The organism is Bdellovibrio sp. ArHS, assembly GCF_000786105.1.
Taxonomy (GTDB): Bacteria; Bdellovibrionota; Bdellovibrionia; order Bdellovibrionales; family Bdellovibrionaceae; genus Bdellovibrio.
The window spans coordinates 66,015-80,408 of record NZ_JTEV01000015.1; the positions used below are offsets into that span (position 1 = coordinate 66,015).

General features: G+C 46.1%; 15 protein-coding genes. 6 read left to right on the forward strand and 9 right to left on the reverse strand.

Features of this window, described 5'->3' with window-relative positions:
• Window positions 1–36: 36 nt before the first annotated feature.
• Window positions 37–699: a hypothetical protein gene (locus tag OM95_RS08345; RefSeq protein WP_041872515.1), complete on the forward strand. Its 663-nt coding sequence runs from the start codon at window positions 37–39 to the stop codon at window positions 697–699.
• A 60-nt stretch (window positions 700–759) separates the two neighbouring features.
• Here OM95_RS08345 and OM95_RS08350 read toward each other — a convergent pair whose 3' ends face one another.
• Both OM95_RS08350 and OM95_RS08355 read right to left on the reverse strand, forming a co-directional pair.
• The gene (locus OM95_RS08350) at window positions 760–1,509 is read right to left on the reverse strand and encodes an OmpA family protein (RefSeq protein WP_041872519.1); all 750 of its coding nucleotides are present in this window, start codon (window positions 1,507–1,509) and stop codon (window positions 760–762) included.
• Window positions 1,502–2,272 carry a flagellar motor protein gene (locus OM95_RS08355; RefSeq protein ID WP_291515897.1) on the reverse strand — a complete coding sequence of 257 codons (771 nt, stop codon included), beginning with the start codon at window positions 2,270–2,272 and terminating at the stop codon, window positions 1,502–1,504. Before OM95_RS08355 ends, OM95_RS08350 begins: the two co-directional genes overlap by 8 nt.
• 92 nt (window positions 2,273–2,364) lie before the next feature.
• Here OM95_RS08355 and OM95_RS08360 point away from each other — a divergent pair, with 92 nt between their 5' ends.
• From OM95_RS08360 to OM95_RS08375, 4 genes are read left to right on the forward strand one after another with little or no spacing between them, the layout of a single operon-like run.
• Window positions 2,365–2,949, forward strand: coding sequence for a phosphatase PAP2 family protein (locus tag OM95_RS08360; RefSeq protein WP_291515899.1), 585 nt, complete (start codon window positions 2,365–2,367; stop codon window positions 2,947–2,949).
• Entirely contained in the window at window positions 2,946–3,932 is a 987-nt protein-coding gene (locus OM95_RS08365; RefSeq protein WP_291515901.1) for an SDR family oxidoreductase, read from the forward strand. Before OM95_RS08360 ends, OM95_RS08365 begins: the two co-directional genes overlap by 4 nt.
• A 7-nt stretch (window positions 3,933–3,939) precedes the next feature.
• The gene (mtgA, locus tag OM95_RS08370; protein ID WP_041872526.1) at window positions 3,940–4,758 is read left to right on the forward strand and encodes a monofunctional biosynthetic peptidoglycan transglycosylase; all 819 of its coding nucleotides are present in this window, start codon (window positions 3,940–3,942) and stop codon (window positions 4,756–4,758) included.
• Entirely contained in the window at window positions 4,755–5,162 is a 408-nt protein-coding gene (locus tag OM95_RS08375; RefSeq protein ID WP_041872528.1) for a DUF523 domain-containing protein, read from the forward strand. Before mtgA ends, OM95_RS08375 begins: the two co-directional genes overlap by 4 nt.
• Window positions 5,163–5,164: 2 nt before the next feature.
• Here OM95_RS08375 and OM95_RS08380 read toward each other — a convergent pair whose 3' ends face one another.
• The 6 genes from OM95_RS08380 to lysC all read right to left on the reverse strand — a co-directional run bounded on the left by OM95_RS08380 (window position 5,165) and on the right by lysC (window position 11,966).
• Window positions 5,165–5,953 (reverse strand): ABC transporter permease, encoded by a 789-nt coding sequence (locus OM95_RS08380; RefSeq protein WP_041872530.1) that lies wholly within the window; start codon window positions 5,951–5,953, stop codon window positions 5,165–5,167.
• Window positions 5,953–6,879, reverse strand: a complete 927-nt coding sequence (locus tag OM95_RS08385) for an ABC transporter ATP-binding protein (RefSeq protein WP_041872532.1) — start codon at window positions 6,877–6,879, stop codon at window positions 5,953–5,955. The genes OM95_RS08380 and OM95_RS08385 overlap by 1 nt, the downstream gene beginning before the upstream one ends.
• Window positions 6,879–8,693 carry a translational GTPase TypA gene (typA, locus tag OM95_RS08390; RefSeq protein ID WP_041872535.1) on the reverse strand — a complete coding sequence of 605 codons (1,815 nt, stop codon included), beginning with the start codon at window positions 8,691–8,693 and terminating at the stop codon, window positions 6,879–6,881. Before typA ends, OM95_RS08385 begins: the two co-directional genes overlap by 1 nt.
• A gap of 86 nt (window positions 8,694–8,779) precedes the next feature.
• On the reverse strand, window positions 8,780–9,793 hold the full coding sequence (dusB, locus tag OM95_RS08395; RefSeq protein WP_041872537.1) for a tRNA dihydrouridine synthase DusB: 1,014 nt from the start codon (window positions 9,791–9,793) through the stop codon (window positions 8,780–8,782).
• A 191-nt stretch (window positions 9,794–9,984) separates the two neighbouring features.
• Entirely contained in the window at window positions 9,985–10,584 is a 600-nt protein-coding gene (locus OM95_RS08400; RefSeq protein WP_041872539.1) for a nitroreductase family protein, read from the reverse strand.
• Entirely contained in the window at window positions 10,584–11,966 is a 1,383-nt protein-coding gene (gene lysC, locus OM95_RS08405) for a lysine-sensitive aspartokinase 3 (protein WP_041872542.1), read from the reverse strand. Before lysC ends, OM95_RS08400 begins: the two co-directional genes overlap by 1 nt.
• Before the next feature lie 89 nt (window positions 11,967–12,055).
• Between lysC and OM95_RS08410 the strand changes: the two genes are divergently transcribed.
• Window positions 12,056–12,550 carry a hypothetical protein gene (locus OM95_RS08410; RefSeq protein WP_041872543.1) on the forward strand — a complete coding sequence of 165 codons (495 nt, stop codon included), beginning with the start codon at window positions 12,056–12,058 and terminating at the stop codon, window positions 12,548–12,550.
• Here the strand turns inward: OM95_RS08410 and OM95_RS08415 are convergent, their stop codons facing one another.
• Window positions 12,551–14,332 carry a response regulator gene (locus tag OM95_RS08415; protein ID WP_041872544.1) on the reverse strand — a complete coding sequence of 594 codons (1,782 nt, stop codon included), beginning with the start codon at window positions 14,330–14,332 and terminating at the stop codon, window positions 12,551–12,553.
• Window positions 14,333–14,394 lie beyond the last annotated feature (62 nt).

A 14,394-nucleotide genomic window follows, 5' to 3' on the forward strand; every position in this document is an offset into this window, starting at 1 on the left:
TCTCAGTGTATCGATTTACAAAATTAGGGAGAATGTATGAAAAAGGCACTCGTATCTGGACTTATCGTTTTGACGTCTTCTTTTGCGATGGCAGCACCCATAAAGGCGTCTCGCGAAATGCTGGTTGAATATACCAAACAAATTAGAGAATTCGCATACGGCAAAGGTGGCTCTGCCGCGAAAATTCAAAAAAGCAAAGAAGCGCATGAGGCTATTGCCAAAGCCGTCGAACTTCCCAGCCACATGCCGGATATTGCCAAGTCCTTATCTGACAGCCCAGGACGCATTGAATCCATGATGACAATCGTTGCGGCAAAAAGGATGAGTGTTGAAGTCGCCAAAACAGATGCTGTCGAAGGCAAATCACTTCGAGATTCGGCCGATGCTTCTGCAAAAGTGATCGCAAATAGCTGGATGAGAAAGCTTGAAAGAGAATCCACTTTGACCAAAGAAGAAATGGAAGTTGCTTCCAAAGCTTTAGATAGAATGGAAATTGATATTCCTACTAAAATGCTTACGGACTTCTCAAAAGCAGAAAGAGATTCTTATACACAGATCATCGAAAGATACGATGTGCTTAATAACTCCGCTTCTTCAAAAAAGAATGAAGACAACTTTGTCCAAGCTATCATGGACGTGAAAAAAGTGGACCGCGCAAAAGCAATTGAGATCGTAAAAAAATTGAAAGAGTGTGTGTAATCCAAAATTGTAAATCGAATCGCAAAAAGCCGAGGCCGCAAGCTTCGGCTTTTTTATTTTTTAAATCTCGACTTTTTTATCGTCCGTAACAATGAAGATTTCAATTCGCCGATTCATAGATCGGTGTTCTTCGGTATCATTGGGAACAATCGGCTTTTGATCACCGTAAGAAATGGAAATAAATCTTTTTGGATCTAGCTGATGATACTTTACAAAGTAACGAACAACGGCCGAAGCTCTTCCGCCAGCGAGTTCCCAGTTGCTGGGAAAAAGAGGCTCTTGAATGGGAGTGTCATCCGTATGACCTTCGACGATTATGCGCCTTTGGTTTGACTTTAAAACATCTGCCACTTTATCCAAAGAACTTAAGGACGACACCTTCAGTTTTGCGGAACCAGACGGAAAGAAAGTGGAGGCGGCCAAAGCAATACGCACCCCGACGGCATCGTGGTAAATATCTTGGATCGCCTCTTTCTTCTGCTGCGGTTCCATGGATTTTCCCAAAGCCCGAACTACATAGTCTTCAATCTCGCCAGGGCCACCCTTTTTCGGGAATTGACCTAATGGCATCACAAGCTCTGCAATCGCGTTATCTAAAGCGTCTCCGGAACTGTCCGAGCCGCCACGGCCTGTTAATCGTAACTCAAGCTTGATAGAGTCTTCGAACTGCTTTTGTTTTTCCGCATCTTCATTAGACGTCGCATACATAACGACGAAGAAGGCAAAAAGCAGCGTAATGAAATCCGCATAAGAGACCAGCCATCTCTCGTGATTTTCATGCTCTTCATGTCTCTTGAGTTTTTTAGCCATTCTGTTTGGAACCCATCGCTTCTGAATCTAAAAAGGCGTACAGCTTCTGCTCCAGAACGACCGGATTCATTCCCTTCGCAATCAAAAGACCACCTTCAAGAATCATTTGTTTTTCGCGAGACACCGCAAGGACTTTGCGCTTTAACTTATTCCCCAGCGGTAAGAAAAGCAGATTCGCGGAACTCACGCCATAGACAGTCGCCACGAAGGCGACGGCGATACCCGTCCCTAACTTACTTGTATCTGTCAGGTTTCCCATGACATGTATAAGTCCAAGAACCGCCCCGATAATCCCGATAGTCGGCGCAAAACCGCCCGCGTCGGTCCAAATCTTTGCACCAGCTAAGAGCTCTTCTTCCTCCGTCTGAATTTGCGTTTCAAAGATATCGCGGATGTTTTCTACTTCTACACCATCGACGACGTTGCGAAGGATATTTCTAAAGAGGGGGTCTTCAATTCTGTTTAACCGCGGCTCTAAACCCAAAAGCGATTCTTTTTTTGCAAAGCGAGCACAATCGACGATTTCTTGAATCCGTTTTTTTGCTTGGCTGTCCTCGTTGCTAAAAGCTTTCTTGGCAAGCCCTAAACCTGTTTTTAAGTCCTTCTCGGAACTAGAGACCATAACGGCGCCCATTGTTCCCGCAAGCACTATAACAAAGGCTGTCAGTTGCATTAACGAACTGGTATGCCCACCTTCAAGTACGTTTCCGAGCAATATCCCACCGAAGCCCACCAAGAGGCCTAACCATGTTGCTTTATCCATAGACAAAATAGTGCCATACGACTTTAACGCTGACACTTGGACCCGTTGAAGACCTAGACTTTCTGCGGGTGAAAAACTAAGGTAGAGTCGTCATGATGCTGGATTTTCTTTTAAGCCTCGATAAAAGCCTTTTGGTGCTCATTAATTCTCAGTGGACTGCTTCTTGGGCAGATCATTTTTTTCCGTTCATCACGGACCTGCACAAAACATCTTTCTTTAAAACAGTTCTGGTACCTCTTGTTCTGGGCCTTTTTATATGGCGACGGGGACTCAAAAAAGGGCTCGTTATATTTTTCCTTTGTGTCGCGGCCATCGGACTCTCTGACGTTGTTGGCAATAAGGCCTTTAAAAAAACCGTGCAAAGACCCCGCCCCGGTGACACACCCGGACTGCATGTCATTGTTCGCGCACCCTACGGTGGGTATAGTTTTGTGTCGAATCATTCGACAAATATGTTCTGCTTTGCCGCCTTTACAGGTCTGATCTTTCCGGCGGCGGCCGTACCTACTTTCGCTTTGGCCTTGGTTATTGGTTACAGTCGTATCTACAACGGCGTTCACTTCCCAACAGATGTGCTTGGCGGGGCCCTGTTAGGAATGGCCTTTGGGATACTGTTTGCATTTTTATGTCAGAAGATTCTTGCCAAAATGGATGAAAAGAAAGCAGTTCCATCATGAAGATTCTCGTAACAGGCGCTAATGGATTCCTTGGAAGCTGGGTGACTCGGGCCTTGGTCAATGAAGGGCATAATGTCTACGCCCTGGTACGCCCTAAAAGCGATCTTTCTGAACTGTCAGGCGTTCAGTGCAAATACGTTCACGGAGATGTAACCGACGTTCATTCTTTACTGGAAGCCTTTAAGGGCGTTGACACCGTCTTTCATCTTGCCGGCGTTATCGCCTATAAAAAATCTCAACGTCATCTGATGGATAAAGTGAATGTTGAAGGCACCGCCAACGTGGTTTCTGTTTGTCGAGAACACAAAGTACGTCGTCTGGTTTATCTGTCGTCTGTGGTAGCCATTGGCGCCGGCTATACTCAGCAAGATATTTTAAATGAAGATTCGCCTTATAATATCTCGGATTTGAATCTAGGATACTTCGAAACTAAACATGAGGCAGAAAAGATCGTCAAAAGGGCTTGCGACAAAGGCGAGATCAATGCCGTTATGCTGAACCCTTCCACTATCTATGGTGCTGGCGATGCTAAAAAAGGCAGTCGCAAAATGCAATTGAAAGTCGCGCAAGGAAAGCTGAAGTTTTACACTTCTGGCGGCGTGAATGTCGTGGCGGTCGAAGATGTCGTGCAAGGAATCTTAAGTGCATGGAAAAACGGTCGCAATGGCGAACGTTACATCCTTTCCGGTGAAAACATTCTTATTAAAGATCTTTTTGCGATGATCGCTGTTGAAGCCGGCGTGAAGCCTCCGCCTTATCAAATGCCTGATTCCGTTTTACATGCCGTCGGTGCACTTGGTGATGCCATGGAAAAGCTGGGCCTTAAAGGGCCTTTAAGTCGGGAAAACGCCTACACAGCGACAATGTATCATTGGTTTGATTCGTCAAAGGCCCAAAAAGAATTGGGCTTTAAACCACGCCCAGCGCGTGAAGCCATTCACAATAGTGTGCAGTGGATGAAGGATCAGGGATTGGTGAAGTAAGGTTCCGATGAAAAGCGCATTCTTTTTTCTTCTGGGAGCATTAACAATCATGGCCGGAGCCGCGAGCTTCCTCTGGAACTGGCTGCCAAAGCCCGAAGATATTCGCGGGTGCATGGTGACGAAAATGTATCAGGTCGACCTGTGTCCCACGGCAAAGAACTACGTTCCTTTGCGGCAAATTTCTCCGTACCTGCAAAAAGCCATTATTCTGACGGAAGATTCTGATTTCTATAATCACAAGGGTTTCGATTGGGTTGCCATCGAAAAAAACGCAAGAGAAGGCTGGGAAGCCGGCGTTTTCAAACGAGGTGGGTCGACGATCACTCAACAACTTGCCAAGAACATGTTTCTTTCCAAAGATCGCACCTTCATTCGCAAAGGCCTTGAGGCTTTGATCACGGATCGTATTGAAAGCACTTTAAGCAAAAAAGAGATTCTAGAAAGATATTTAAATATCGTTGAGTTCGGAAAAAATATTTATGGCGTGAAAGCCGCCGCTAAATACTACTTCAAAAAAACGCCGGCGGAATTGAACATTGTTGAAAGCGCTTTCCTGGCTATGGTTTTGCCTAACCCCGTAAAATACTCTCAATCCTATTATCGAAAAGAACTGACTTCATTTGCACGTCGTCGTCTTACGACGATCATCGAAAACATGTTCCAATACCATCGTATTACCCAAGAAGAATACGATGCGGCTACTTATCAATTATCTTACTTTTTCCAACCCGAGCCTCCGCCGGAAGAACTCAACGCCGCCACGGATGAAGTTCCGACATTGCAGGACCTAGAAAATGCTGAACTTGAAGAGGAAGTTGTACAATGAAAGTAGTGTCCGCCTGCCTTTCTGGTGTTCATTGTCGTTATGACTGCAAGGCGCAAAGTCGGCCTGCCATTGAAGAGATGGTTAAAAATGGCGAGGCCATTCCCGTGTGTCCCGAACAGCTTGGTGGTCTTTCCACGCCTCGGCCACCGGCAGAAAGAGTGGGTACTCAGGTTCTGACAGATACGGGTGCTGACGTCAGTGCTCAATATGCACAAGGTGCCTTAGAAGCCTTAAGACTCGTGCAACTATGCGGCGCCACGGAAGCCTTACTTAAATCAAAATCCCCTATGTGCGGGGCTGGCAAGATCTACGATGGCTCTTTTTCGGGAAAGCTTGTAGAAGGCGACGGCGTATTTGCCGAGCTTCTTAAAAAACACGGCATTAAAGTCACTTCGATCGAATAAGATTATTTTAGTAATTTCTTTCTAATACGAACAAAAGAAATGTTCATACAGATCCAAGTGGCTAAAAGCAGGATCAGAATATGTACAAGAACCCAGACGTTGAATCCCTGATGCAAAATCGTACGCACGGCCGCCACCGCATGTGTCAGCGGAAACAGATAGGCGATATAGCGAAGAGCCGTTGGCAATTGCTCTAAGGGAAAGTACGTCCCGCTAAGCAGGCTCATGGGCACAATCAAGCCCGATGTAGAATAAATAAAAGAGTCATAGTTTCTTGCCCAAGAAGTCAGAATCATACCGATACAAGAAAATAATCCCGACAGCAGAAATAACACAGGCAAGACAAAGATAATTCGATACGTATCAATCAAACCGAAAAACATAGCGACGATGGTGACACCCATCACGCCTAAAAAACCTTTAGTTGCCGCCCAAAGAAGTTCACCGGCCACAATTTCTTCAGGTCCCACGCGCGTAAGCATGATCGTTGCGTAAGTTTTTTGATGTGTCAGTTTAGAGTAGTTGGCGTAAGTGCCTTCGAAAAATGCGACCATCATAGCCGTGGTGGCTAAAAGTGCAGGAAAGAAAAATTCGATGTACGACATACCGCCCATGTTGTTCACAAAGGCGCCCAGACCGAAACCCATTGCTCCCAGATAAATCACGGGCTCAAGAACAATCCAGAATAACGACACCAACCAGGTCTTCTTGAAATAAAGAAAGTTTCGAGACCACACCTGAAATGCGCCACTGTTCACTTTGGGCATAGTAAAGTATTCTTTGAACTTCATTACTCGTCCCTCAACTGATGACCAGCAAGTTTCAAGAATACGTCATTTAAGGTGGGCTTACGAATATAGATTTTGTCACTAGCGATAAGGTCAACAACACGTCGACCCTCTTGATTTTCTTTGACCAGCACAGAGACCGTGTCTTTGATGACCTGATACGCAAAACCCTCTGCTCGCAATCGCCCAAGGTAATAGTTCAAATCGACGGGGTTGGTGTCGAACTCGACAACTTCTTTACCAATAAGTTCGTTTATCAGATCCCGTGGTTTTCCCACTGTCAGAATGCGGCCGTTATCGATGATAGCGACGCGGTCACACATCTGCTCTGCTTCTTCCATATAATGCGTCGTTAAAATCAAAGTGCTTTTTTCTGACTTAAGATGCTTAAAGAAATCCCAAATCCAGATACGCGCCTGAGGGTCTAAACCCGTCGTAGGTTCATCCAAAAAAATGACTTCAGGAGAATTGATCAGACCACGAGCGATGGCCAAGCGTCTTTTCATGCCGCCACTTAAAGTCTCGACAGAGCGGTCCTGATATTCTTCCAACTTCATAAGTCTCAATAAAGCCTGAGAACGAAGCTCCGCCTCTGCTTTGGGAATTTTATGATAACTGGCGTAGACAAGAAGATTTTCAAGAACGGTGAAGTCGGGATCAAGGCCGTCCTCTTGCGGGACGACCCCAATGCGATTTTTAATTTCGCGATAGTTCTTTTTGACATTAAGACCGAGGACGTAAAGCTCCCCGCTGGTAACGAGGGCCGAGCAATACATCATTTTCATGGTTGTCGATTTGCCCGCCCCGTTGGGACCTAAGAGACCAAAACATTCGCCTTTGTAAATCTCTAGATTTATTCCATCGACAGCGACTTTATCGTCGTATTTTTTGGTTAAATCTTTGATTTCAATGGCGACGTTCGTACTCATTATTCCTTCGCTGCTCTTGCACGTTTGTGTGGGTCTAGTTCTTTCAAACGAAGACGGATATTCTTCGGAGTGACCTCAATCAACTCTGAATCTTTAATCCATTCCATCGCTCTTTCCAAAGTCATTTTCTTAACTGGAACTAGACGGATAGCTTCATCAGAACCTGAAGCACGTACGTTCGTCAATTTTTTCTCGCGAGTGATGTTTACTTCTAGATCATTCTCTTTGGCGTGCTCGCCAACGATCATGCCTTCGTACACATCGTCACCGTGCTCAACCATCATGATACCGCGTTCTTGAAGATTCCAGATCGCGTAAGCCGTTGCCTGGCCTTTGCGGTCAGAAATCATTGCGCCGTTCATACGGTGTTCGATTTCACCACGGTAGTCATCCCAACCGTCAAATTGAGTATTCAAAAGACCCGTACCACGAGTGTCAGTCAAGAAGTCAGAACGGTAACCGATCAAACCGCGTGAAGGAATGCGGAACTCAAGACGCGTACGACCTGATCCTTTTTGAACCATGTTCGTCATCACACCTTTACGTTTACCAAGTTTTTCCGTAACCGCACCGACGAAGCTGTCTTCGATATCGATGACCGCGATTTCCATTGGCTCTAACTTCTTACCGTTTTCTTCCTTAAAGACAACGGTCGGTTTAGAAACCAGAAGTTCGAAATTTTCACGGCGCATTTGTTCGATCAAAACGCCCAATTGCAATTCACCACGACCGACAACTTTGAATGCGTCCGTGCTGTCTGTTTTTTCCACGCGAATCGCCACGTTGTACAAAAGCTCTCTTTCAAGACGCTCAAGAATTTTACGAGATGTTACGTTCTTTCCATCCAAACCTGCAAAAGGTCCGTTGTTCACCGAGAACACCATACCTACTGTCGGCTCTTCCACGCGAATACGCTCAAGAGGACGAGGATCTAAAGCAGAAGTGATGGTGTCACCGATCGTGAAATCTTCCATCCCGGCGATAACGACGATGTCACCTGCGCCAACCTCTTGCGCTGGAACTTGCGAGTTCACCTTGTACTGGAATAGAGCGGAAACTTTCACTTTCTTTTGCGCATTCGCCTGAACACAAAGAACTTCATCGCCCACTTTGATCGTGCCAGCTCGCATACGGCCAATCGCCAAACGACCTACGTAATCATTGTAAGAAATGTTGGAAACCATCACCTGAAGCGGTGCGTTTTCTTCAATTTTTGGCGGCGGAACTAGATTCACGATAGCATCGTAAAGAACTTCCAAAGAGCCTGTGTTCACTTTTGGATCCAGAGTCGCCATACCTTCACGCGCGATCGCGTAAACAGTGTGGAAGTCACATTGCTCTTCTGTTGCATCAAGATCGATGAACAAATCGAAAAGTTCGTTATGAACTTCCTGAATACGAGCATCGGCACGGTCAATTTTGTTAATACAAACGATAACTTTTTTGCCGCCCTCAAGAGCTTTTTTTAATACGAAACGAGTTTGCGGAAGTGGACCTTCAGAAGCATCGCAAAGAAGGATACAACCATCCACCATGTTCAAGATACGCTCAACCTCACCACCGAAGTCACTATGTCCCGGTGTATCTACGATATTCACTTTGATGTCTTTGTACATGAACGAAGCATTTTTTGCCGCGATCGTGATACCACGTTCTCTTTCAAGATCCATGGAGTCCATCAAACGTTCTTCAACGTGTTCGTTTTCACGGAAAGTACCTGCTTGTTTAATCAAGTGGTCAACAAGCGTCGTCTTTCCGTGGTCGACGTGTGCGATGATTGCGATATTTCTAATTTTCTTTGGATCTTGAACCATATTCACCCTTCGTTTCTGTCTTAAAACTTCAAAACACTAAATCTAAATTTATAAATTCGCACGCCAGTTTTTTGTCAGGCTCACGGCTACCCGTGTCCCCCCATGAGGAACTCGTCTTGGCTTTGATCTTCTTGTTCGGTCTCGCCGATACCCGCGAAGAACTCGTTTGCCAAGGTCATGATCTCTTCGTTGCTTTTGGATTGGAAAAGATTCTTTCTGAACTGTGCGGCCCCAGGATAACCTGTTGAGAACCAAGCTGCAAACTTTCTCAATTGAATCCCCGTGATGTGTGCATCACAATGCGCCACAATCTCACGTTCTAGACCCTGAAATAAACTTACAAAGTCACGTTTGACGTTCTTAGCCGGTTCTCCGCGCCACATTGAAAGCGCATCCATGAAAATAAACGGATTTTTAAGGCATCCACGACCAATCATAACGCCGTCACAGCCCGACTGCTCTAGTCTTAAGTTAGCCTGACGAGGTGTGAGGATGTCTCCATTTCCTAAAATGGGAAGCTTTGCCTGATTTTTAACTTCTGTGATGAAATCCCAGTCCGCCAGACCCGAATAGCCCTGTGCGCGAGTTCGACCATGAATGGCCACCCATTCGACGCCTTCGTTATAGGCGATATTGCAAACTTCAATAGCATTCCGAGTGTTCGCGTCCCAGCCCGTGCGAATTTTGATTGTCAGTGGAATTTTAATTGCGGATTTAACTGCCGCCAAAACCTTCTGAAGTTGGACCGGATCTTTGAGCATGGCAGAGCCAGCGCCTTTTTTAACCACCTTGGGAACAGGACAACCAAAGTTCAAGTCGACAAAATCGCACCCTTCGGCTTCCGCAACCTGTGCCGCGCGAGCGATGACCTCAGGCTCCTCACCGAAAAGTTGGATGCCAATAGGTCTTTGTGATTCATCAAAACTCATCAGATCCATCGTTCGCTCTGACTTGTATTCGATCCCGTTGGCACTCACCAATTCCGTAACAACGACACTGGTATCAAGTTTTTTCATGAATGTGCGGAAGGCGTGATCCGTGATGCCCGCCATAGGGGCAAGGACAAAAGGGTTCGTCTTAAGAGCTTGAACTGGATTCATAGGTCGACGGATATAGCAAAATCGTAATGAAAAAGGTACTGGAGTTTTTAAAAAATGACCTTATTTCATGGGTTTAGAAGTTCATAACGAACGTATTGGATCTGACAGCAAGAGTGCAAAAAGAAAAAGCCTCTAAAGAGGCCCTTTCATTCACTTAAGGAATGGTGAGGTGAGATGAAAAATCGAATTTCCTACTCAAGCCAAGTCACTCGGCCTTCCATCTGGCGCGGGGCTTTCGGTGGATTATGATCGGGATAACCACACACCATCGCACAAAGAAGTTCTAGCTCGCCTCGCTGGTATTCCGGAAGTTTATCCACACCTAAAAATTTATCCACATCTTCTTTGATTTCTAGCGGAGCACCCATAGTGCAGGAACCTAAGCCTTCCACCAGACAGGCTAGATTCATGTTTTCCACAGCCATATACACAGAGCCGATGCTTGTATGGTAGCGTTCTTCAGCGTCGTTGTGAGAGTAGGCGAAGATAATGACCGGCGCATCGCCTAAAGTATAAAAAAATCTTTCTGTAAACTGATACAAAGAAGGCTTCAATCGTTGAGAAAGAATGTCTTTGATTCCCAACCAGGATTTTTGTGAATACGCCAGATATTCATCGCGTTTTTTGCCAGTCACAACGAAAAACCGCCAGTTTTGACGATTCTTTCCCGACGGCGCATGCATACCTGCCAACAAAACCTTTTCGATGATTTCTTTGGGCACGGACTGGGCTTTAAATTTACGAATTGATTTGCGAGACTCGATCAGTTGGTAAAATTCTGCTTTTTCCATTAGGCCATCTCTTCCGTTCCGGCTTCAATAAAAGTTTCGTGCAAGCGGCGAATCGCATCTGTGCTTTGTTCTTCGTTTACCAAGAAGCAGAAGTTGTGTTTGCTGGCACCCAGACAAATCATGCGCACATTGATATCAGAAATCGCATCGAAAATAATTTTACCCAAGCCCGGGGTGTGGTTGATGTTGTTGCCGATCAAAGATACCAACGTCAGATTTTCTTCGACCTGCACATCCGCAATCTGCGCCAGATCCGCGATCAACTTTTTATTCAGAAGAGTTGAGTCATCCAACGTCACACTGACTGAAATTTCAGACGTGGTAATAGCGTCAATACTGACTTTGTGGTCATTAAAAATTTTAAAAATCTGAAACAAGAAGCCGTGGGCATGCAACATTTCCGGCGTCGACAAGGTCACAAGAATTTGCTTTTTTCTTAAGGCCATCGCCCGAATTAATGGCAGATCTTTCACATCTTTGCGAACCCAAGTGCCACGCGCCTGAGAGTCAAAGCTTGAGCCTACAAAAACCGGAATATTTTTACGAATTGCCGGCAAAAGAGTTGCCGGATGCAAAACTTTTGCGCCGAAAGTTGCTAGCTCGGAAGCTTCCTTAAAGGAAATCTCGCTGATAGGCTTCGCCTTTGGACAGATACGTGGATCCGTTGTTGCAATACCCGCTACGTCGGTCCAAATTTCCAAAACATCCGCTGAGACACCTTCGGCTAAAATAGCCGCCGAATAGTCACTGCCTCCGCGTCCCAACGTGGTCGTCATGCCCTCTTCGGTCATGCCGATATAACCCTGGGTCACGACGACTTTTTCACCCTGTCGCAAGAATCCCAGGTGTTTTTGGCAAAGCGCCGCGATCTCTGACGTCAATGGTTTTGCCTTACCAAAAGAGTCATCGGTACGCAGAACCTGACGAACATCAAAAAGTTCGGCCGTTTTCGTAGACACGTGTTTTTTTAGGACCTGAGACATCGCCTCAGCAAAAAGGACTGACGACATTCTTTCGCCTAAGCTCATCAGGGTATCCATCGCTTTTACCGAGCAGTCACGCAACAGATGCACCCCTTTGGCAATGGAATTCATTTCCTCAAAAAGCGTTTCCAGCTTCTTTTGAGAAGCTTCAGAGATCTTCAGATCTTTGGCGATTTTGATGTGTTTTTCCTGAATTTTTGAAATGATCTTTTCTGCCTCTTCCCAGCCCTGGGATTCCGCATTCTTACCTAGAGATATCAAATCATTGGTAGTACCAGAGGTCGCGGAAACCGCGATAAGACTAGATCCTTGGCGAAAGCTGACTTCCGCACTACGAAGCATGCACTCCGCGTCTCCCATTGAAGTTCCGCCAAATTTAGAAACAATCAACTGTGCCACATTAACTCCTCGGTCAAAGGCTGGAAAGCAGTAGAATCTTATGCCTTTTCTGCTTCTTCATTCAATGACTTTTGTGGCAGACTTTAAAGATGACTTCCTCTGATACGACATTCAAAAAGAAAGAACTGGTCATGATGGCCGTTTTGGCCCTGGTCGCGATGGTTTTGGTGACTGTGGCTGTGGTCCCTTCGTTGCGCGGAAAAGTAAAAGAAGCTTTTGTTTCTTCCGAGCGCAACATCCTTGCTAAAGTCAGCGGTTCGCTTTCACCCGATGGCCCACGCGTTACCGTTCTGAAGATTCAGAGTAAAAACTCTTTAAGTGTTGAAGTCTTTTCGCAGGGGGATGGGGGCGAGTTAACTCTTATCGCGAAACTTCCCCTGTTCGAAGCTCGCGACGGTTATTTTCTTTATAAAGGAAATGCAACAAATCTGGCTTTGACCGATGTCGACAAGGATGGAAGCTTAGAGATCGTCGCGCCCACTTATGACGATCAAATGGTGCCGAGACTGAATATCTTCCGCTACAATCCTAATACAAAGTCATTTGACCGCGTGACGGCGCCTGAAGGTTTCGAAACAAAATAATCAATTGATGATTTCTGACCGGCGCAAAATTTCGGTGAGAAGATTCATGTCGACGGGTTTACTTAAATATCCATCAAAGCCCAGTTCAAATGACTTTTGTTGCCCGTCAACACTGGCTTGCGCGGTCAACGCCACAATGGGGTGACGGTAGCCTTTTTCACGCAATAAGGATGTCGCGCGATATCCATCCATGACAGGCATCTTAATATCCATCAGGATCACGTCGAAGGCCTTATTCAACGCATACTCAACGGCTTGAGCGCCATTTTCAGCCGTCTCCACTTCCGCCCCGGAGCGACTTAAGAACCTTTTCATCAAAGCACGTAGATCCACCGAGTCGTCCACAACAAGAACGCGCCGACCTTTCAGAAATTCAACTTCTTTTGCCACCTTTATCTTTTCTTGAAAGACCATACGAGACGAATCCGGCTTTACTAGGCGTAGTTGCCCCGCATCTTCTAAATGCAACAGCATCTCAAAAGAAGTCCCGTGTCCTAGTATGGAAGAAATCAGACGAAGATCGCCACCCATCATTTTCATAAGGCTTAAAGACAATGCCAAGCCAAGGCCGGACCCCTGCACCCGCTGCACGTCCGGATGTTCACCGCGCACGAACGGCTGAAATAGATTCTGCTGTGTCAGACGATCCATGCCCAAACCCGTATCTGAGACGGTGATGCTGAGTGTCCCCTTTTGATTAACGTCTGTAGAGTACAAAACCAGAATTTGCACTGAGCCCTGCGCCGTAAACTTCACCGCATTAGTCAGCAGGTTGATAAGCACCTGTCGGAAGCGAACCGAGTCGGCCATAACAGACTCGGGAATCAAGCTTAAGTATTTCACGCGAACATCGATACGTTTTTCATCCGCGGCCGGCCGTATTACAGAAAGCGATTCATCTATTTCCGCCATCGGCGACATCGGAGCTTTTTGAATATAAAGACGATTGGTTTCGATTTTCGATAGATCAAGAAGATCATTAACCAAAGACACCATGTAGTTGCCTTGTCGATGTATCGCCTCGACATCGCGAAAATTCTGATCGCTTAAGGTTCCGCTGCGTAATAGCGCTTCAGAAAATCCTAAAATCGCAGAAATGGGCGTGCGGATCTCGTGACTTGCGTTGGCCAGAAAAACAGATTTCGCCCGATTCGCCGCTTCGTGCAAATCACGCTCTTTGCGAAGAACGTCCGCAGAAAGCGATTTCATCACAGCGAGATTCAGGTTCTTCCCGATGAGCACCAAAAGGCCCGAATAAAGAATGATTAAAAAACCCATGAGCGTCGAAAAATCCGTACCGGAAATAAATGTTCCGATCCCCCATAAAACCATCGAGGGCACAATCACACAGGCCATGGCCAAACGAGAAGAGACATAAGTGACCAAGGCACCCGCGACCATACATGAAATCAGAAGAGCCGTCAGAACCTGCTGCTGCAAAGATCCCGTATGAGAAATCAAGCCGATGGAACCCCAGCCACAGCCTGAGATAAAGAGCGACGTGTACATGAAGTACCACCAAAGGCGTGTCTCTTCGAAACTACGAATGGAGTTGCGCACGCGCAGCCAACGATAATAAGCTAAAAATCGTACGATGGCCGAGATATTCAGAATGAAAAACCAAGTGATGAGAAATGCCGTCGGCACGGTTCTCCACGCAACGGCGGTGAAAGCAATCGTATTAAAGAATATCGCCAGCATTCCGGCAATATTCTGCTTGTAGAGAAGGTCAATACGGCGCACTTCTAATTCCAGCGGGCCGTGATTTGCATTATCTGACATGCTCAAGAGATACAGTCCCTACGCAGACTGGTCAAACTGCGTAAGGCGATGTTCTATTACGG

What these genes read in the sequence shown, in the direction of transcription:
- OM95_RS08345 (WP_041872515.1), top strand. Translation starts at nt 37, where the DNA reads ATGAAAAAGGCACTCGTATCTGGACTTATCGTTTTGACGTCTTCTTTT.
- OM95_RS08350 (WP_041872519.1), bottom strand. Translation starts at nt 1,509, where the DNA reads ATGGCTAAAAAACTCAAGAGACATGAAGAGCATGAAAATCACGAGAGA.
- OM95_RS08355 (WP_291515897.1), bottom strand. Translation starts at nt 2,272, where the DNA reads ATGGATAAAGCAACATGGTTAGGCCTCTTGGTGGGCTTCGGTGGGATA.
- OM95_RS08360 (WP_291515899.1), top strand. Translation starts at nt 2,365, where the DNA reads ATGATGCTGGATTTTCTTTTAAGCCTCGATAAAAGCCTTTTGGTGCTC.
- OM95_RS08365 (WP_291515901.1), top strand. Translation starts at nt 2,946, where the DNA reads ATGAAGATTCTCGTAACAGGCGCTAATGGATTCCTTGGAAGCTGGGTG.
- mtgA (WP_041872526.1), top strand. Translation starts at nt 3,940, where the DNA reads ATGAAAAGCGCATTCTTTTTTCTTCTGGGAGCATTAACAATCATGGCC.
- OM95_RS08375 (WP_041872528.1), top strand. Translation starts at nt 4,755, where the DNA reads ATGAAAGTAGTGTCCGCCTGCCTTTCTGGTGTTCATTGTCGTTATGAC.
- OM95_RS08380 (WP_041872530.1), bottom strand. Translation starts at nt 5,953, where the DNA reads ATGAAGTTCAAAGAATACTTTACTATGCCCAAAGTGAACAGTGGCGCA.
- OM95_RS08385 (WP_041872532.1), bottom strand. Translation starts at nt 6,879, where the DNA reads ATGAGTACGAACGTCGCCATTGAAATCAAAGATTTAACCAAAAAATAC.
- typA (WP_041872535.1), bottom strand. Translation starts at nt 8,693, where the DNA reads ATGGTTCAAGATCCAAAGAAAATTAGAAATATCGCAATCATCGCACAC.
- dusB (WP_041872537.1), bottom strand. Translation starts at nt 9,793, where the DNA reads ATGAATCCAGTTCAAGCTCTTAAGACGAACCCTTTTGTCCTTGCCCCT.
- OM95_RS08400 (WP_041872539.1), bottom strand. Translation starts at nt 10,584, where the DNA reads ATGGAAAAAGCAGAATTTTACCAACTGATCGAGTCTCGCAAATCAATT.
- OM95_RS08410 (WP_041872543.1), top strand. Translation starts at nt 12,056, where the DNA reads ATGACTTCCTCTGATACGACATTCAAAAAGAAAGAACTGGTCATGATG.
- OM95_RS08415 (WP_041872544.1), bottom strand. Translation starts at nt 14,332, where the DNA reads ATGTCAGATAATGCAAATCACGGCCCGCTGGAATTAGAAGTGCGCCGT.